20 protein-coding genes are annotated in these 18,091 nt (G+C 68.3%); 8 read left to right on the top strand and 12 right to left on the bottom strand.

What is annotated here, in order from left to right:
* Positions 1-2: 2 nt before the first annotated feature.
* The 5 genes from CKO28_RS01220 to CKO28_RS01200 all read right to left on the bottom strand — a co-directional run bounded on the left by CKO28_RS01220 (position 3) and on the right by CKO28_RS01200 (position 3,278).
* Positions 3-206: a hypothetical protein gene (locus CKO28_RS01220; RefSeq protein ID WP_200338709.1), complete on the bottom strand. Its 204-nt coding sequence runs from the start codon at positions 204-206 to the stop codon at positions 3-5.
* 55 nt (positions 207-261) lie between these two features.
* Entirely contained in the window at positions 262-1,644 is a 1,383-nt protein-coding gene (locus CKO28_RS01215; RefSeq protein WP_200338708.1) for a hypothetical protein, read from the bottom strand.
* Positions 1,645-1,688: 44 nt separating this feature from the next.
* On the bottom strand, positions 1,689-1,985 hold the full coding sequence (locus CKO28_RS01210; RefSeq protein ID WP_200338707.1) for a hypothetical protein: 297 nt from the start codon (positions 1,983-1,985) through the stop codon (positions 1,689-1,691).
* A gap of 289 nt (positions 1,986-2,274) precedes the next feature.
* Positions 2,275-2,586, bottom strand: a complete 312-nt coding sequence (locus tag CKO28_RS01205; protein WP_200338706.1) for a hypothetical protein — start codon at positions 2,584-2,586, stop codon at positions 2,275-2,277.
* 209 nt (positions 2,587-2,795) lie between these two features.
* Complete coding sequence (locus CKO28_RS01200) at positions 2,796-3,278, bottom strand: hypothetical protein (protein WP_200338705.1); 483 nt, start codon at positions 3,276-3,278, stop codon at positions 2,796-2,798.
* 68 nt (positions 3,279-3,346) lie between these two features.
* Here CKO28_RS01200 and tnpA point away from each other — a divergent pair, with 68 nt between their 5' ends.
* From tnpA to tnpC, 3 genes are read left to right on the top strand one after another with little or no spacing between them, the layout of a single operon-like run.
* Positions 3,347-3,778 carry an IS66-like element accessory protein TnpA gene (tnpA, locus tag CKO28_RS01195; RefSeq protein WP_200338704.1) on the top strand — a complete coding sequence of 144 codons (432 nt, stop codon included), beginning with the start codon at positions 3,347-3,349 and terminating at the stop codon, positions 3,776-3,778.
* Positions 3,779-3,795: 17 nt separating this feature from the next.
* Entirely contained in the window at positions 3,796-4,128 is a 333-nt protein-coding gene (gene tnpB, locus CKO28_RS01190) for an IS66 family insertion sequence element accessory protein TnpB (protein ID WP_200338703.1), read from the top strand.
* Between the two features lie 55 nt (positions 4,129-4,183).
* Complete coding sequence (tnpC, locus tag CKO28_RS01185) at positions 4,184-5,851, top strand: IS66 family transposase (protein ID WP_200338702.1); 1,668 nt, start codon at positions 4,184-4,186, stop codon at positions 5,849-5,851.
* A 100-nt stretch (positions 5,852-5,951) separates the two neighbouring features.
* Here tnpC and CKO28_RS01180 read toward each other — a convergent pair whose 3' ends face one another.
* Complete coding sequence (locus tag CKO28_RS01180) at positions 5,952-6,335, bottom strand: hypothetical protein (RefSeq protein WP_200338701.1); 384 nt, start codon at positions 6,333-6,335, stop codon at positions 5,952-5,954.
* A 288-nt stretch (positions 6,336-6,623) separates the two neighbouring features.
* Here CKO28_RS01180 and CKO28_RS01175 point away from each other — a divergent pair, with 288 nt between their 5' ends.
* The gene (locus CKO28_RS01175; RefSeq protein ID WP_200338700.1) at positions 6,624-7,106 is read left to right on the top strand and encodes a PAS domain-containing protein; all 483 of its coding nucleotides are present in this window, start codon (positions 6,624-6,626) and stop codon (positions 7,104-7,106) included.
* Here CKO28_RS01175 and CKO28_RS01170 read toward each other — a convergent pair.
* From CKO28_RS01170 to CKO28_RS01155, 4 genes are all read right to left on the bottom strand, one after another.
* Positions 7,084-8,382: a PAS domain-containing sensor histidine kinase gene (locus CKO28_RS01170; protein WP_200338699.1), complete on the bottom strand. Its 1,299-nt coding sequence runs from the start codon at positions 8,380-8,382 to the stop codon at positions 7,084-7,086. The genes CKO28_RS01175 and CKO28_RS01170 overlap by 23 nt on opposite strands.
* Before the next feature lie 92 nt (positions 8,383-8,474).
* Complete coding sequence (locus CKO28_RS01165) at positions 8,475-9,071, bottom strand: hypothetical protein (protein ID WP_200338698.1); 597 nt, start codon at positions 9,069-9,071, stop codon at positions 8,475-8,477.
* A 118-nt stretch (positions 9,072-9,189) separates the two neighbouring features.
* Complete coding sequence (locus tag CKO28_RS01160) at positions 9,190-9,348, bottom strand: hypothetical protein (RefSeq protein WP_200338697.1); 159 nt, start codon at positions 9,346-9,348, stop codon at positions 9,190-9,192.
* Between the two features lie 160 nt (positions 9,349-9,508).
* Positions 9,509-10,369, bottom strand: a complete 861-nt coding sequence (locus CKO28_RS01155; protein WP_200338696.1) for a hypothetical protein — start codon at positions 10,367-10,369, stop codon at positions 9,509-9,511.
* Between the two features lie 281 nt (positions 10,370-10,650).
* Between CKO28_RS01155 and CKO28_RS01150 the strand changes: the two genes are divergently transcribed.
* Entirely contained in the window at positions 10,651-11,778 is a 1,128-nt protein-coding gene (locus CKO28_RS01150; RefSeq protein ID WP_200338695.1) for a hypothetical protein, read from the top strand.
* A 207-nt stretch (positions 11,779-11,985) separates the two neighbouring features.
* Positions 11,986-12,639, top strand: coding sequence for a YdcF family protein (locus tag CKO28_RS01145; protein ID WP_200338694.1), 654 nt, complete (start codon positions 11,986-11,988; stop codon positions 12,637-12,639).
* 182 nt (positions 12,640-12,821) lie between these two features.
* Here the strand turns inward: CKO28_RS01145 and CKO28_RS01140 are convergent, their stop codons facing one another.
* The gene (locus tag CKO28_RS01140) at positions 12,822-13,553 is read right to left on the bottom strand and encodes a hypothetical protein (protein ID WP_200338693.1); all 732 of its coding nucleotides are present in this window, start codon (positions 13,551-13,553) and stop codon (positions 12,822-12,824) included.
* A 288-nt stretch (positions 13,554-13,841) separates the two neighbouring features.
* On the opposite strand from CKO28_RS01140, the gene CKO28_RS01135 reads away from it, so the two are divergent.
* Both CKO28_RS01135 and CKO28_RS01130 read left to right on the top strand, forming a co-directional pair.
* Positions 13,842-15,140, top strand: coding sequence for a hypothetical protein (locus CKO28_RS01135; protein ID WP_200338692.1), 1,299 nt, complete (start codon positions 13,842-13,844; stop codon positions 15,138-15,140).
* A 136-nt stretch (positions 15,141-15,276) separates the two neighbouring features.
* Positions 15,277-16,782, top strand: coding sequence for a hypothetical protein (locus tag CKO28_RS01130; RefSeq protein WP_200338691.1), 1,506 nt, complete (start codon positions 15,277-15,279; stop codon positions 16,780-16,782).
* 30 nt (positions 16,783-16,812) lie between these two features.
* On the opposite strand, the gene CKO28_RS01125 is transcribed toward CKO28_RS01130, so the two are convergent.
* Complete coding sequence (locus tag CKO28_RS01125; protein WP_200338690.1) at positions 16,813-17,958, bottom strand: hypothetical protein; 1,146 nt, start codon at positions 17,956-17,958, stop codon at positions 16,813-16,815.
* Between the last annotated feature and the right edge of the window lie 133 nt (positions 17,959-18,091).

Here is an 18,091-nt window from a genome sequence, read left to right as displayed (position 1 = left end):
CGCTACTGCGCGTCCTCGGCGGCGCCGGCGACCTCGTGCAGCATTGTGTCGAGGGGCTGGCGCACCCGGCTCTGCAGGTCGTTCAGCGCGTCGTCGTTCATCTCGGCGGCGTGCTGACACACGGCCCGGCGGATCTGGGCGAGCGCATCGTCGCAGGCTGTCAGGGCAGCCTGGATGCCGGACTTATCGAGCGGGCTGGTCGCCATCTTTTCTCTCCGATAGCTTGGATCTGGTGCTGGCGAGATCGGCCGCGGGAAGATCTCAGGGATCGAGACGCACGCTGCCGGCCGCGCAGTCGATCAGGGCCGTATGGCCCTCGGGGAGGCGCCGGCGCGCGCTATCGAGGCGCACGATGCGGATGTTCTGAGCGCGGCTGACCTGCACAAGGTGCGCGAGCGCACCGCCAGACTCGACGATCACCCCGCCGCGGCCCTGCCCGCAGGCCCGCATCACAGCGTCGAGGTACCGCGCGTCCGCGCTGCGCAGGACCAGGATGTCGCCGTCGCGGACCGTGGTCGGGTCGTGTCGGATCGGGCCGGCCACACGGCCGCTGCCCGAGAGCACCATGGCGTCCCGTCCGGTCATGCTCTTGAGCAGGCGGCCGGCGAGTGCGAACGCGCTATCGCGCAGGTCCTCGCCCGCCTCGCCGTACCAGCCGTCGAGCGGCAGGCCGGCGGACAGCATCCAGTCGGTGTGGCAGGGATCGTCGCCGGTCATCTTGAGGTCGCGGGGTGCCACCGGGGTCCAGGCCGGCGCGCGGTCCCAGGCCTCGGTGTTGCGCAGCATCCAGCGCAGGAACGGCGCCTTCGCGACGCGCACGGCCGCTTGCGTCTGACCCGGCGGGGGCGTGGTCAGCGATAGGGTCATCCACCCATCCCCCTGGTCGGCCTGCTCGGCGATCTGCCGGCGCAGGCGGGCGACGTGGTCGGGATCCTCGAGCTTGCGCTGAGCGTCGACCTGCGCGGAAATGCGCGCGAGCAGGCCGCTGCCGCGGGGATCCTGGCGGGACCGGAGCGCGTCGGAGGCGTCCACCTCCCGCCGGGTTTCGGGGTCGAAGCCGAGCTCGGTGAGATCGCTCAGCCCGCGTTCTGCGCGATAGTGCTCGAACGCAGCCGCCGGCGTCCGGCGCAGGTTGCCCTGCAGCCAGAGCGGCGGGGTGTCGGCGGGCGTGAAGAACACGGCCAGGGGCTGGCGCTGCGGGTCGGTCCGCACGATCTCAATGTGGTCGAGCGCGGGATTGGGGCCGAGCGCGCGGGCGGCTTCGATCAGCTGGGCGTCATCCGGGCTCGGCAGAACGGCCGCCGCGCGACTGCGCGGCCAGTTGGCGAGGTAGGCATGTGGGGTGTGCCAGCAATCGTTGATCACGCAATAGCCGGCGTACTGCCAGGCCAGGCGCGCGCGGTAGCGGGCGATCTCTGGCTCGGCAGGATCGGTCGCCTGAAGCGACAGCGTGCCGTCGGAATCGCCCACCAGGTCGTGGCTGCCGTCCAGGATGCTGATCGCGAGGTCGGGGGTCATCCCATCGAGGCTGTCGGTCAGGAAGGTCAGGGCGCGGTCCCAGGCGCCTTCGCGTACGCGGGCGCGGGCGTGGCCAGTGAGGAACTCCCCGGTCACGCTGAAGCCGAGCTGCATGGCCTGGCTCATAGCGGGTCCTTCTGTATCGGTCGCACCAGCGGTCGCTCCGATGGTCACGCCTTCCGGTAGATGCGCTCGCTGGGGCAGGGCGAACCCAGCTCGCGCCGGACCTGTTTGCCCAGATCGGTCAGGCGGTAGTGACCATGGTGGACCCGGGAGAGAATCCCGAGGTTCAGCATCTTGCGGTAGATCCGCGTGGCTTTACCGCGCTTCCAGTTCAGACGACGGTCGATGCCGCAGGCGACCGGCACGACGCCCTCGATCCAGGTTTCCGCGAGCGCGGTGCGGTCATCGGTATTGAGGTGGGCGAGCGCCAGCTGGCTATCGCTGATTGGCTCGGATGACGACATGGCAGACTCCTGGTGCTGGCCCCGTGCGCCGATCGGCGCTAGGGCGACATGACTTGCAAATGGGCTCACACCTCAGCGGACGGCCCCGGCAAAGACAGACCGGGGGCGTAGCGCGAGGGTGGAGGAAGATAAGGGGGTGCACGCGCGGGAGTCGCCACGCCCCCGGATCAGGGACAAACACGCGTGGCGTACTGGAAAGACATGCCGCGAGAGGTCTTTGCAGGAGACCCCTGGCATCCGGGAATCGTGTTACGGCCTATCCGTGCGCGTCAAGCCGTGTGTCGTCTCGTTATTGGATGGTGTCGGTGCTGCCTGCGGTGGCGCGCAGGTCAAGATCGGTCCGGTGTCCCTGCTCTTCCATCAGGATCGGGTAGGTGCACCCGGGCAGCCAGCCGACATTGTACCAGCACCCGCAGTCGGGGCACTGGATGTTCTGGGCGCTGCCACCGCGCGGTCCCCGCAGCATGTGCTCGAGTGTCGTGCCGCAGGGGCATTTCTCGAACATCCGCGCCCCCGGCTCGGCCCTCTCCGGCGGCTTCGTCCGGCCAGCGGGGCGCTCGGTGCGGCGGGCGGCGATCAGGTGTCGGAACAGCTTCCTCATGGTCGCCAGTGATACTCCGCAACCGTGCCTGCCGCAAGCCGGGACGTGTCGCGAAACGCGCGGCTTGAACGAACCCCGAGGGGCGCGGATTGCTCCCCTCGGGTCGAGGAAGAACAGGACCTTAGGCGAATCCTCGCGCACATTTTTGTGCTCTCAGGAAGCACCCGGACGTGCGCATGCGGGATCCATCCGGGTGTCGCGCGCAACGATCAGGCGGCCTGGCTGGACTCCGGGTGCGCGAGCATTTTCCGGGCCCAGAGCTTGAGCGCCTGGATCTGGATGCGCCGGCGGGTCGGCCAGCTGTAGCAGCCATAATAATCGTCGAACCCGGCGTCGATCGCGAGCTCGGCCGCGCCGTGCGGGGTGTCGCAGGCGCGCATGATGCTGCGCTTGATCCGCTTGCGGCCGACTATCGAGTAGGCGTCCTCGGGCGCGTTGCCGGTCGCGTCGGCGAGCCGCTCCCAGCGGTAGTAGGCGGCGTCATCGAGGCTGGCCGGGTCGCGGAAGGGATTGCGAGCGTGGTGGATGCGCTGGAGGATCCGCGTGCGGGCGGGCTTGAGGTAGGGACCGAACCCGCGCTGGGCGATCTCCTCGGCCGCGGTGTCGTCATGGTTCGCCGCGATCGCGGCGTCGAAGGCGTCCTCGCAGGCCGCGTCGAGACGGAACGTCTGTAAGCGCCAGCTACACCCCATTCGATCAACGGTTTCCCGGTCCCTGCTGATCGCGGCATAGCTGACCTCTCCAAGTTCAGGAGGCAGCCATGTCGCAGACCCTATTTTCCGCCACGAACGGTACGTACGGCGGCCGGCTCGAGGTGGTCGGCGGCCCGACGGGCCGTCGCCGCTGGCCGGACGCGGTCAAGGCGCGGATCGTCCAGGAGAGCTTCGCGTCGGGCACGAGCGTGAGCGCGGTCGCGCGCCGCCACGGCATCTCCCCGCAGCAGCTGACCGGCTGGCGTAGGGCCGCGCGTGACGGGATCCTGCCGCTGGACGGCGACCAGATGGACACGGCGAGCGACACGCCGGCGTTCGTACCGCTGCAGGTCGCGGACCCGGCGGACGCGGCGACAGAGCCTGGCACAGCCGGCCAGACCGTGGAGATCGTGGCCGGCGACGTGACGGTCCGCTTGCCCGCTGACACGGACGTCACGCGCATCGCCGCGGTGGCGGCGGAGCTTGCGGGGCGGCGATGATCGTCCCCGGCCAACGCATGCCCATCGTGATCGCCACGCGGCCCGTTGACTTCAGGCAGGGCCACAATGGGCTTGCTGCAACGGTGCAAAACCAGCTCGGCCTGGACCCGCACTCCGGTCTGACGGTGGTCTTTCGTTCCAAACGCGGCGACCGGGTCAAAATTTTAGTCTGGGACGGCACCGGGCTCGTGCTGACCTACAAGCGGCTGGACCAGGGGCGGTTTAGCTGGCCGCCTGTGCGGGACGGCGTGATGCAGCTGTCGCGCGCCCAGTTCGAGGCGCTGTTCGAGGGCCTGAACTGGCAGCGCGTGCAGCCCAGGCGCGTGCCGAAACCGGCTGCGGCGAATTGAATCGGCCCTCGGGTCCGCTCTTTTACCGCGACTCGCCGATCCCTAGCCTGACAGCATGTCGCAGGGACCGCCCACCCCGCCCGATCTCAGCCAGCTGCCGCCGGACGTGCGGCGCGCCGTCGAGCAGCAGATGGCCGCGCTGCAGGCGGAGCGTGAGGCGCGGCAGGCCGAGCGTGAGGCGCGTCAAACTGCGGAGGCAGAAGCCGCGGAGCTGAAAGCCTACACCGAGAAGCTCGAAAACTTGGTCAAGGAATTCGAGCGGGCGAAGTTCGGCCGCAGCTCGGAGAAGCTCGACGCCGACCAGGGCGAACTCGCGTTCGAGGACATCGAGACCGCGATCGGCACGGCCGAGGCCGAGCACGAGGAGAAGCAGGCCGAGGGCGGCAACGACGGCGAACAGACCGCCGGCGGCGGCAAAAACAAGCGGAGCAAGGGCGGGTCCGGCAAGGCGCGCCGGCTGCCCAAGCATCTGCCCAAGGACGAGGAACATCTTGAGCCGGAGGACACGCAGTGTCCCTGCGGCTGCGGGCAGATGAAGAAGATCGGCGAGACGCGCAGCCGTCGCCTGGACATCACGCCGACGCAGTACCGGATCAAGGAGACGGTGCAGCCGCGCTACGCCTGCCCGCACGGCAACGCCGGCGTGACCCAGGCGAAGGCGCCGGCGCACCTGATCGAGGGCGGGCTGCCGACCGAGGCGCTGATCGCCAGCATCATCGTCGCCAAGTACTCGGAACATATGCCCCTGTACCGCCAGGCGCAGGTGTTCGAGCGCCAGGGCATCCCGGTCACCCGGTCGATGATGGCGGACTGGCTCGGCCGCAGCTCGTATCACGCGGCCCCGGTGGTCGATCGGATGGGCGAGCTGATCAAGCAGTCGTCCAAGCTGTTCATGGACGAGACGACCGCGCCGGTGCTCGACCCGGGCCGCGGGCGGACCAAGACCGGCTACTTCTGGGCCCTGGCCCGCGACGATCGACCATGGAACGGACCCGACCCGCCCGGGGTGGTGTTCCACTACCGGCCGGGCCGGGGTGGCTATCACGCGGAGGAGATCCTCGAGAACTTCAACGGCATCCTGCAAACCGACGGGTACCAGGGCTACCGCGGTCTGGCGGAGGAGTCCCGCACGGGCGGCGCGCCGCTCACGCTCGCGAAGTGTTGGATCCATGCCCGCCGCGAGCTGATCAAGGCGACGCCCAAGAGCGGCTCGCCGATCGCCGACGGTCTGCTCAAGCGCATCGCCGGGCTCTACGAGATCGAGGCGGAGATCCGCGGCTGTGACCCCGAGCACCGCCGGGCCGTCCGCCAGGCGCGGTCGAAGCCGGTGGTCGAGGAGATCGGCACCTGGGTCGACGAGCAGCATCGCCGGCTGTCGCCGAAGAGCGAGATGGCCAAGGCGCTCGCCTACATCCTGCGGCACTGGGACGGGCTGTGCGTGTTCCTCGACGACGGCCGCGTGGAGATGGACAGCAACCCGATCGAGAACGCGATCAGGCCAGCGCCATTGAACAGAAAGAACGCGTTATTCGCCGGCCATGACGAAGGCGGATCGCGATGGGGCATCTGGGCCTCGCTGATCGGCACGTGCAAGCTCAACGGCGTGGATCCGTACGCCTACCTGAAGGCCACGCTCGAAGCGCTCGCCGCCGGCCACCCGCAGTCCCGGCTGGATGAGTTGATGCCCTGGAACTTCCGCCAGGACGCCAGCGGCTCCGACTGAGCCCGGCCCAGCAAAACCAATAAAGTTTGCAAAGTTTGTTGCCCACGGGTCCCGGTGGCGCCTCGTGCGCCGCCGAGACCCGTGGTCGCGCGTCAACACCCTATGCCAATGGGGCGTAGGGGGCGCTTACGAACGTCTTCGTCTGCTGGGCGCACGGCAGCGCCTCTTCGTTCGCCATCGCGACGATCTGGGCGACCGTCACGTCTTGGTCGAACTGCCGCTCGGCGTCGGTCTTCTCCATCAGGTAGTCGAAGTCGGCGCCCGCGATCCAGGCGATGCCGGACCAGAGATCGCGCAGCGCGTGATGGTGGGTCACCGTAAGTTCGCCGATGTCGCCGCCCAGGTGCAGCAGACCGGGCGTCCAGGTGATCTTGCAGCCCATGATCCAGCTGTCCGGGCGGCTGAAGGTCCAGGTCCGGCTGATCACCTCCTGCACCTCGTGGCTCTCGAATTCCTTGGCGATCGCTGAGTCCTTGCGGTCCATGACCCGGTCTCCCGTGTGGTTCCAACAGCCTTCGGGCTGTCTCGATACGGCTTCGATCCTGCCTCTCTCAGGGCTCTCGATGGCGGCAGGCGCGCGGCCCTTCCAGCCCCAGAGGGCCGCGGCGCCAGAGAGCCTGGCCCGACCACCAAAGAGATATCCCCGAAAGCTTAACGGTGTTTGGCAAATGAGAATAAATACACTATCGGCAAATCGGGTGCATTGCGGTAATCTATGGCAATCTTCAGTTGCCCAGCGGCAGCTAAGACGACTACGAAGAAAGCCCGTGCCGTGCTTGATGATGCGTCGCTGGATCGCTTTGCCAAAGGTCTTCGCTCCCTGGAATTACGGGATCTTTTGAGATCTTGGCGGGCCGTACGCGGGGCTGAGTCGATGCCGGCGCGCAGGGACATCCAGACGGTGCAGTTCCGCATGCAGATGTCCCGCCTCATCCTGGCGGAGGTCTATTCTCAGCCGCTGCACTTCGATCTGGTTCTGATCGGGCCCGAGGTCCTCTCGATCGGTGCCCGTGAGGCCGGCAGCCGGACGATCGGGCACTCGGACGGGCGCACCTTCCGGTCCTACGCGGCCTGCGCGCAGGAGGTCCGGCCGGTAGGGGACTTCGAGCAGGCCTTGGACGCCCGGGGCTGGGAACGGGGTTTCTACGAGCGGATCTTGCTGCCGGTCGCGGTTCCGGAGACCCCGCAAAAGGTCGGCATGATCTTGGGCGGAGCCGTGCAGGGCGGCGATCTCACCGGCTGTCGTTTGCCTTGAGCCGGCTCAGGGGGGTGCGGCGCATCCGCTCCGGTTCGCTCGACGTCTCGGCCGCGGCTGTCTCGCGCTGTTCCTCGCTCAGCTCGCCTGGCTGCTTGAGCGGCAGCCAGAAGGTCATGACGGTGCCGTTGCGTCCCTCTGAGAAGGCGGTGACGTCGCCGTGGTGCAGTCGGGCGAATCGGCGGCACATGTAGAGGCCGTATCCCGAGCCGCTGATCGAGCCGGTGTTGGTGGCGCGGTAATACTTCTCGAACAGGCGCTCGAGCTCGTCCGGGGCGACACCGATGCCCTGGTCGGCGATCTCGATCACGTAGCGACCGTTGGTGCTGTCGGCCCAGCTGCTGATGCGGATCTGGCCGCCCTCGGGGGAGTACTTGACGGCGTTGGAGATCAGGTTGTTCAGGATCTGCGTGACCCGGCCCGGGTCCAGCAGGATCTGGATTTCGGTGTCGTGGATGTCGAACAGGAAGGTGTGGTGCGGGTTCGCGTCGATAAAGGACCGGGCGACCTCCTCGGCCAGCTGGCCTGGTTCGTGAACGGAGGAGCTGAGCCCGAGCGTGTCGTAGTCGTACTGGGCAGTGTTCAGGTGGGTGCGCACGAGGTCCGACGCCTGGGACACTGCCAGCATGATCTCGCCGGCCTTGGTGCGCATCACCTCGGGGTCGAGGGCCGATTTGCGGGTTAGCGCCCGGGCGAGCGAGTTAATCACCGCGAGCGGGGTGTTCAGCTCGTGTGAGAGCATGCGCAGGAACTCGCGCTGCGCCTTCGAGGTGGCGCGCTCCTGGGCGGCGGCCTGCTGCTCGCGGGCGAGGGCTGCCTGAAGCTCCTTCTTGCTCTCGTCGCGTTCGTGAAGGGCGGACATCAGCGAGTGCTCGGCGCTCCTGATCGTGTCCTCTTCCTCGGTGATGTCGATGATGATCGCGTAGACGTGGGTGCGTCCGGCGATCTCGATCGGCCCCATGTGCAGCTGCGCCTGGAACGGGGTGCCGTTGTGGTCGATGTGGGGCTGTTTGTGCCGGTAGTCCGAGTCGTGCTCGCCGTTGAGGGCCTGACGGATGTGCTTGCGCACGATCTCCTCGGCCTGGGTGACGAAGCGCATGAAGCTGACGTCGACCGCTTCGTCGCGGCCGATCCCGTAGAGTCGGCAGGCGGCCTCGTTCATATCCTTGATCGCCAGCGTCGCGGGGTCGAGCAAAACGGCGGCGGCCTTGTTGCGCTCGAAGAAGGCCCGGTAGGTGGCGTCGATCGACCGCAGGTTATCCGAGTAGCCTTGCATTTCCGCCGCCAGGGTCTCGAGTTCCTCGTTCAGCCCGTGGCGCTGCGCCGACGGGCCCTTGCGCTGATAATTGCCCTCGATGATCTGCTGATCTAGGCGCGCAGGTCCTGCCAGGGTGATCCAACCAGGCGGTGGGCTGCAAGGAAGGCCGCGGCGCTAGTGGCGAGGAAGGCGATCAGGTCGAGGGCGATCAGGGCGATGTCCTGGCCGGGCAGATTGCCGTCGCCGTCGAACGTGACCTGGACGCGCAGCCCCTGCTGCCCGAACCCGGCCACCGTTGCGTGCGCCGTGGGACCATCGACCTCGGCTGCGTGATCGGCGGTCGTCAGGGTCACCTGGCAGCCGGTCATCGGGCAGGTATCGTTCAGGAGCGCCTGCATTTGCGTCCGGCTGGTCACGGCTACGAGGGTCCAGCCGGGTTTGCCGGGGCCCTCAACAATCGGGACGGTGATCCGGAACGCCCCGTTGCCGACATAGTCGACGTGGGCCGTGGTGCGCCCGTCCAGGACCGCAAGATTGTAGCGCACGCCCAGCTGATCGCGCAGCCGGTAGTGGGGGTCGTAAATCCGCGCTCCGTCGATCAGGGTGAGAGGGCGCGCGGAGAGCGGCGCCACCTCCTGGATCGGCAACTGGAGATCCGCCTTCGGGACCGGATCGAGGGCGGGCGGCTGGTCCAGATCCGCTGTCATCTGTTGCAGCCGGGCAAGCGCCAGGGTCTCGGCCTGCTGCCGCGCGTCCGCGATGCTCTCTGCGGCCCGGGTGGCCGCGATCTCGGCGGCCGATTTCGCGGTGCGGGTGCGGTCCGCCTCAAGCGTGCGCTGGAGGCCCCTGGGGATTCATGGTGACGCCGATCAGGATCGCCGGCAGCATCGCGAGCAGGACCACGAGGGCGAGCTTGACTGTGATGGCCGAGGTCCGGGCGCACGCCGTTTTCAAGGGCAGGAGGGCGAAGAGGCGGGCGGTCATGAGGTCCAACGGACGGCCGATAAGCCACGACGGTCAGACCTCGATTTAGACACCCGGGACAGTTAACATCCGGTATCGCTCGGGCTTTTTCGGCGATTGCCGCCTAAACGCAGGGAAAATCGCGGCCGGCGGTGCCGGCGTGCGCCACGGCGGCCGGATGTCAGCGAGTCGGCATGCCCCAGCGCTCCTTGTTGCGCTCGCGCGCGGCGATCTCGGCCGGGCTGCGGTCGCGGTTCTCCGCCATCTTGTGGTTGAGGCAGGCCTGCTGGGACAGGTCCAGCACGTCGGCGATGGTCTTCAGGACGATGTCGCAGTCGCCGATCTCGTCGGCGGCGATCTGCCGCCGGTCGAAGTTGCGGTGACCGCGGGCATGCGCGACGCCCACGACGGCGTGCATGCGCTCGACCGGGACCCCGAGCGTGACACCGAGTTCGACGACCTCCTCGAGCAGGCGTTCGAAGTGCTGCGCGGCTGTTCGATCGCCCAGCGCAGCCCGCGCCCAGGCGGCGACGTTCTCCTGGGTTTCGTCGGTCGCCGGCTCCCAGGGGTCCTCCGGCGCGAGATCGACCGCCTCCTCGAGATCGAGCGCGTGCGTCTCCTCCTGCGCGTCCTCTTGCGCCGGCTCGGGCGGCTGATCCATGGAACCGGCGTCCGCCGGCGCTGAGGTCAGGCCCGCTCCGGGCGACGACGGGGCCGTCTGAGCGTCGCTCTGGTCGCTTGCGGCGAGGTGCGGCGGCGTGCCGGAGAGATCCTCCTGGGCGCACAGCTTGAAGCGGTATGCGCGGCAGAGCAGGCCGCGGTCCTCGAGATCAAGACTGCCGGGCAGTTCGGAGCGGTTGGCGATCTCGGGCAGGCGGCCGGTCAGCTGACCGGGCTGCCGGGCCTCGAGCGCACGCAGGGCCGCCCCCATCGCCTTGAGCGCACCCATCGCGATCCGGCCGGGACGGTCGATCCCCGTGGCGGCCAGTTCGGCCAGCTGGGCGTGGTCGTAACGGGTCTCGGCGTGGATGTTTTGTCGCATGTCTGCCCTCGTGGTTGGTTCGCCGCGCTTTCGGTGTCGCTAGGGAGCGTAATCGGGCTCCTCGTGAGCGAAGATGGGGGCGGAAGCGACCGTACGGCCTGCGGTAATTCCTGATCCCCCTTATCGGGAGTATCGGCCCGGACCGGGCCGCAAGGCGCCCCCGGCTGGCTGGCCGGGGGCGTTCTCATATGCATGGCTTGCTGGGGACCCCGGCCGAGGTGGCGCAGGCGCGATTGGTGCGGGCGAACCCATCTCCTTCGCAAGGAAAGGAGGGCAGGCCGATGGCCGGGGTCGACGAGCGATACGCGCGCGGACTGGCGCGGCGCGTCTTGGAGGAGACGCGGCGGGACGCGGAGACTGCGAGCGCGGCCTGGGCAGCCTTTGCGCGGCAGATCGTCGCGCGCGGCCGCAAGGGCCGCCGGAACCGGCCTTTGGACTTCAATCCGGCGCTGTCCGCCCTGCGCCGGGCGATGACCCAGATCCCCACGGTCACCGAGGTCGTGTCGCAGGAGATGACCGCGGACGATCCCGGGCAGCTCCGGGTGCGCATGCTGGTGGCGGGCGATTACCCGCTGGACGCACGTCCGGAGTACGGCATCATGAATTACGAGGTGGACGTGACCGCCCGCCGGCTGCTGATGCGCAGCTGGGTGTCGCCGGTGCTGATGAGCTCGCACCTCGTCGAGCGGCTGATCATGCGCATGGTCGGGGAGGGGGCGCGGCCGGAGATGCTGGTCGGGCCGCTCGAGGATGCGACGATCCTGGCGATGCTCTGGATGCGCACGATGGCGACCGGGATGGTGCCCCGGACCCTGAACGCCAGCGTACCGATGCTGGGCGGGGCGGCGGCCGGTTACCTGTCCGGCATTTACCAGCCCAAGCCCGGGATCGAGCGGCTGGTCCAGGACCGCCGGCGCCTCTATCACGACCGTCTCACGGACCCCGGATACCAGCCGGTGCTGCGTCTGCGCACCTTCATCGACCATGACTCGCTGTTCCCGGCGCAGGACGAGGTGATCGGCGCCCAGCTGGAGCTGATCACACTGATCCGTGAGAAGATGATGGCGCGCTCGGCGCTCGCACTGGGCTATCCGATCGGCCTCGACGAGGTGACCGGGGAGGATCTCGACGTCTACCGGCACGCCGCCGCTGGATACGCGCATATCGCCGCGCAGACCGGTCTTCACCGCAAGTTCAGCCAGCCGAAGCGCGCGCGCACGGAGGGGCTGCCAGGGTTCGTGACGAAGGTGATCGACCGGTGCGATCCAACCAACAACTCCTGGGCGCGCGAGCGCATCTGGCCCAGCGCCTTCGGCAGCCTCAGCCCGGAGGGCGAGAGCCTGTGGGAGCGGGTCGCGGCGACCATGGAGGACAAGCCGCGCTTGCCGATCGGTAGCGTGCTGGCCTGAGCGTTGGGCCTGCCGGTCATTTCCTGCGCCGCGGATGGTCCGTTGCGTCGGCGAGCGCGACGGTTCTTTCGCCTCCACATCCTCTCGCGTCGCCTCGGGCGAATGGAACGGGAGCGTAGGATGGGCGGCCTAGCCGTATTCTTGCATGGGTATCACCCTGGAGCGCCGGGCTGGGAGTGGGTTTGCTGGGGGCGGGCGCCGCGGGAGATGGGCCGCGGTCCGGCAGCCCTGAAGGCCGCGATCGAGCTGAACGCCGAAGCCGTGGTGTTTGGCTGCGGCGGGGCCAAGGCGGGCCACCGGGCCTACGCGCCGGACATGATCCACGGTGAACTGGTCCGGCGGGCGGGGGAGCTCGGTCGTTTCCAGGCCTTCCATCAGGATGAGGGCGCGCAGGCCCGCGCGGTGCTGTTCGAGCGCAGCTGGTTCGTGCCTGGGGCCTGCGGCAGCACGCTCGGCGAGCTGCGCGGTGTCCTGCCGGCGCTTGAGGAGGCGGGGATCGCGCGGCTGGCGCTGGTCTCCAGTCCCGATCATCTGCCGCGGGTGATGCGCGATGCGCGGACGGTTTTCGCCGGGTCGGCGATCGCGAGCCTGATGGGCTATGCGGCCGACACCGATTTTGCCAGCGAGCCGCCCGTGGTGATCGAGGAGCCGCACCGGCCGGACCGCCCCGGTTATTCTCTGCGCCAGGTCTGCGCTGACCTGCTGGCGGTGCCGGCGGATGCGCGTGGTGAGGTGCTGGTCGAGGTGGAGCGCGTTCTGCAGGACCAGCGGATGCGCGGTGCCGGGCCCGGCGATCGTAGCGGGCTCGCGGAGCATGCTGGCCTCACGGGCGGCTGCGCTGGCACTGGCCTCGCTGGTTGATCGGGCGCCTTCAGGTTCATCGATTTTCGAGCATATCAGCACCGCCGTCGCGTCCACGCCGGGCGGCCAGCACCCATATCCCGGTGGTCTGGCGATTAAGGGAGTAATGAAGCTGGCGCCTGCCTGAGCCGGGCGCTCCTCCTGCGGCAACCGCGCCAACCGATCATGCCGCGGACCGCGCGCTAAAGGAGTACAAGCAGGAGGATCAGCAGGACGAAGGCGATCAGGATCCAGCGCGCGAGCTGGCTCGCGCGCGGGGTTTTGTTGCCCGCGCGGGGGGCGGCGGCATCGTCTGGCATCCCGGGGCGGGCGTGCACCGTTTCGGAAAGCCGGCCGAGGTCCTGGTGCAGTCGGTCGCGCTCCCGGGCTTGCTGCTCGGCTGTCTTGTCCTCGTATTCCCGCCAGACCTCGGGGTGCAGCGCGTTCAGGGTCGTGTGATTCCGGGGTTCGCCAAAGCGTTCGCGAAGCCACTTCACGTCGGTCTTTTTGAGCAGGGTGAGGTGGCGATAGCCGAGTGTGTCGTAATCGAACGGCAGCTCGAAGAGGCGGCGTGCGGGGATCGAACTCATGACGTTGAAGCCGGGCTGGTTCAGGCGTTCGGAGCGGTCCAGGCGGAAGCTGTCGATGGCCGCCAGCCAATAGAGCAGGCCGAGTTCCTGGTCCCAGTCCTCGCCATTCTTCCTTTTGGTGCGGATCATCGCCCGCAGAGCCACGGCGGCCTCCCGGAAGGCCGCCGGCAGGGGTAGGTTCTGCATCGCCTTTTCCAGGCGCGCCGGCGGGTCGCCGTGGAGCTGCTTGATCTCGTCGGCCCAGAAGGTGCCCTGTTGAACATCCGTCCTGAGTTGTCGCCAGAATGCCTGTCCCTGGCGTTCGGCCTCGGCATCGGTCGCTGTCTCAGCCCAGCTGCGCGTCACGGAAGCCTCCGCCTTAATCGCAATCTGATCTTGGCGCGTTGCGGGTGTCGGGCACAAGGCTCGGGCCGATCACCGGCGGGAACCAATTGTTCACCTCTTGGCGCGAGCCTTGGAGGGTGAATCGGTGTCGCTTCGCGTGCCGCGATAACCGGCCAACCGTGTGGGTGACTGTTGGAAAATCTCTATCGAATTCGGTTCCAGGACGGTCGACGCGAACAGCTGTCCGCGTCCGCCGTCGAGATCGAGGAGGGCGCACTCCTACTGTCGGGAGCGGAGGGCAACCGGCGCGTGTTCGCGCGGGAGGAGGCGTGGTGGGACTGCATCGCCGTTGCCCCGGACGGCACCCCGATCCTGGAGGCGGCGGCACTTCTCCCGCCGGGACGCGAGGTCGATGACTTCGAGCTGGCGGTGACGGTTCACGCGGTGGATCCCGACGGGGCAAGCCGGCTCTGGTCCTTCGACTGCCGGCAGGCCAGCTGCTGCGAGCACGCCCTGAAGCTCGAGACCTGGGGTGCCAACGACGACGCGGTGATCGCTGTCTTCGCGCCACCTGCTTGGCGGAGCTTCCGGGACAGCAATCGCGAGACGATCGGCTGGAGCCGCGCGCCGGCCGCGGGAGGCGTTGCTGGGGCCGAGGCCAGTGCGATCCAGAAGGCCGCGCGCGCGTTCGGGATGGATCGAAACAGCTGGTTGCCGCGTCGGTTCGTGGGGGCGCTGGCCGCCTGTTGTGAACTCCAGAGCGAGCTGAGCCATCCGGTGCCCGAGGAGGTCCTCGGTCATCGCCTCCGGTTTGCGATCTGGATCCGCGAGGCGCCTGGCTCGGAGCGCGCGAAGCTGTATCGCCTTCTCGATGAGAGCGAGGAGCTGGCGTTCTGCGCGCTGGGCCTGGTCGGGTACGGGCGCGCGGACAAGATCCCGGAGCGGGAGCGGGCGCTGGCGCACCGGCTGGCGCAAGCTCGGGTGCGCTACATGGTTGGTCGTTGGTATGTCGGGCTGGTCAACGATAGCTGGCGGATGCGCGAGGTCTCGGGGCACCAGATCTCTCAGGAAGCATGCGCCTGGGCACTGATCGAACGGGGTGCCCACCACTACTGCGAGGGCATGCCGGCGCGTGTCCTGGATGTGCTGTGGGCGAATGCCCGTGTTGCCGCCAAGCGGTTCGCGCGCGCCCAGACAGTGCCTGAGCCGCGTCGACCGCAGACGCAGCAGGACCTGCTCTGCGATGCCCGGGCGCTCGCGTTGATCTACCTGGATGCTCTGGGTCCGTTGCCGGCATCCGAGGTGCGTGGTGAGGTGAAGCGGCATCTAAGCCTGCTCGGCCCCGCCGGCGCGGGCGATCAGCGGAGCTTGAACCGCGCGGAAGTGATGATGACCGAGATCGTGCGCGGGTGGGAAAGCACTCCAACGCGGAGTTTTCGGGCCGAGCCGGCCCTGATGGCGGGCGATCCCGACCATGACCTCGTCTCGCACTGGGTCGATTTTCTGGAAGACGCCTACGGTGCCGTGATGGCCGCGGCCGAGGCCTTCGGCCCGATCCGGCGGGCGGTTGCATCGAGCGCGGGCGCCCAGATGCGCGCGTCCGGTTGAGCGGACGGCTTCCCGATGTTGTCGATCTTGCTTTCCAGACATCACCGAGCCTTGTATTCGGGGCGATCGCGAGCAGTGTGGCGTCCGGCTGCCATATCCGCGGTGGAGACAGCCGTTGAACAGTAGGGCCGGAAAGATGGACGCGATCGATTACATCGTAGACCTCGAGGACGACAGCCGTCGGGTTATCCGGGCCGCCGACGTCAAGAGCGAGGACGGGGCGCTGCTCGCGCTCCAGCCGGACGGCGCGCGGGATCGGATTGCCGATGGGGGCGACTGGCGGACCTGCATGGCGCTCGGACCGGATCGCGAGACCCCGGCGGCCGCCTTCGTGTCGCTGGACGTGGAGCCCGACTTCGAGCTGTGGGGCGACGGCAGCGCCACGGTGCACATGCTCGACCGCGGTGATGTACCCCGGCTGATGGGGTTCCGCTGCGATCGGGTCGATCTGGTGGATCAGACGCAGCTGCGCATCGCCGGCGCCCAGGGCGGCGTCGACGACCCCTTTCAAACATCGGCGCTGTTCGCAAACCACGTCTGGCGCACCGCGATGGAGCAGCCGGACGAGGCGCTCGTGATCAACCCCTCCCTGACGTACGGCGACGACAATCTCGAGCGACTGATGCGGATCGAGGGTGATGCGGTCCACGGAACCGCCAATGCTTTCGGCTTCGACCGCGGCGATGACGCGAGCGGCGGGCAGTTCGACGGCGCGGTGCGGGACTTCCATGCCCTGAATAATGAGCTGGTGCGCGGTGTCGGGCGCGTGACGGCGATCCAGTGTACCCGGATGGCTCAGCTGCCGCGCACCCTGGAGAACGGCGGCGAGGAGATGTTGGCCCGGCTGCACCTGCGCGCGGAGACGGCGGGGGAGCTGGCTCTGAAGGCCGTGGGTGCCGGTTACGGGTTCGAGGTGGCGGAGGCGGGCCAGGACGACCTGGAGGTGTTTGCGCGTGCCCACGCGGGCGACAAGCTCAACCGTTGGTACCTGGAGCGCGCCGGGGCGGTGAGTGCCAAGGGCGGCGACGTTGAGGGTGAGATTGACGTGCTGGGCACAGCCTTCGCGTTGCAGGAGGTTCGCGTTCATCGCCACGTCGACCAGATGCCTTCGCATGTCGGCCAGATGCTGATGGTGGACTATTCCAGGGCGTGCAGGATGTACCGGGAGCGCGATATTGACAGCGCGGTCGGCGAGGCGTCGCGCGAGGCGCCGGATCTCGTCACCGAGGCGGCAACGATCTGCGAGGTTATGGCGGGGGCATCCACCGATGTCGGTGCCCGCCAATACTACCGGACCAAGGCCGCCGACCTTCACCAGCTGGCCAGAGGGAAGCAGAGCTACGGCCTGAACGAGGCCGCAGCGGTGATGAACCACCTGCACCGCGAGCAGGAAGCAGGCTTCATGGAAGACGAGCTGGAGGCGCTTCACGGCCTGGTGCCGGAGATCGGTAACGACGATCAGGAGCGTCTGGAGTACTGGCACGGCACGCGGGCGATCGGCAGTGCGCGCAACGCGATCAGCAAGGCGGCTCAAGCCAGCGGCGAGGCTTGCAGCGCGCTTCAGCGCGAGGTCGGCGAGCGCAAGCGCGCCCAGGCGAACGGGCGTCGCTCTCGCGGGGATGGCGAGCAGCTGTTCTGGTAACCCCTTGTCCGCAGGGGGCGGGTGCGCGCGTCAGTGATGATGGCGTGATCCCTGCGCGCGCATCGTGCGGATGCCGTCCGGGACCTCCTTGCCGGCGATCTTGCTGGCCGTGGTCGCGTGCTGCACCAGGTTTCGCTCGCCACCGTCGGTGAAGGTCTGTAGCCCGTCGGCAACGATCCACGGCACCAAGGCCAGGGCGGTGATGGCGTCGCGCTGGCTGGTCATCTGGTCGTCGTCGTGCAGGTGGTGCCGTGTCTCATGGGCCAGCGGCGTGATCAGCCGGTGAACCAGCACGGCCAGGCTGCAGGCCATTGCCGAGACGCTGGCGCGATCGTCGATCGTGAGGTTCGGCAGGTTGATCTGGAAGCCGTCCTCCGGGCGGCCATGCTGACCGTAGAGAGCGAGCAGGACAGCGTCCGGCAGGTCGGTGCAGCACCCGTGCATCGGCGCGTTCGGGCCGTTGATCGCGGTGTGCAGGCGTGCGAAGGCAACGTGGAGCCCGTCCGCCGCGAGCTGCTCCACCGTCTCGTCATCGGCGAAGGCGGGCACATCGACGTTGAGCGCCGGATGGGGGATCATGCGCGACTGGACGTCGGGGGTGAGTTGCTCCGCTGGCGCTCGGGTAGGGGCCTCGTCGCCGGCGTCAGGCTCGTCATCCCCGCCCGCGGCGGTCGCCTCGTCAAACAGGTCGCTGATCTCCTCGCGCCACAGGGCGGCCGCCACGAGCACGTCGTTGCCGGTCGCCGCGTAGTGGTGGCGCACGCACGCGATGCTCTCCTCGATCGCGTCCAGGAGGTCGTCGTAGATCAGCGGCGCGCGGGCGTTCAACTGGGCGTCGGTAGCGTCCTGAGGGCTGTCGAGTTCCTCATTGCGTGTTTCGGCAAGCCGGAACGCGAAGTCGAGGGCCAGCGCCTCCGAGGCGTACTCGATATCGTGGCGCGGGGTGTCGCTTGTTTCCAGGCCGTGCTTCTTGCGAACCTGGGCGATCGCGGTCCTGAGATCGGCGGCGAAGTCGAGCTGAGCTGCGGTGTCTTGTTTCAACTTCTCGACGGCGTCGCGGGGTGTCTCGCTCATCTCGGTTCCGTTGGGTCCCTGTTGTCCGCGTGTGGTGTCCGAACCGGCTTCGGTGCTGGCTCCCGGCCAGGTCAGCCTTTCAGGCGGCGGCCGGTAGATCAACGAGGCCGGGGTGCGCGGCGCGCCACGCTGGCATTAACCCGATGCATACGCGCCCGGCGACAGGCTTCGCGGGCGATCGGACCACAAGGCATAAACGAGGCGAGGCCATGAACGTGGAGGTGAGCACTCCGTC

The sequence above is a fragment of the Rhodovibrio sodomensis genome (genome assembly GCF_016583645.1).
In the GTDB taxonomy this organism is placed as follows: domain Bacteria; phylum Pseudomonadota; class Alphaproteobacteria; order Kiloniellales; family Rhodovibrionaceae; genus Rhodovibrio; species Rhodovibrio sodomensis.
The sequence above is the reverse complement of the archived record's forward strand: the minus strand, read 5'-3'. Positions and strand labels throughout refer to the sequence as shown.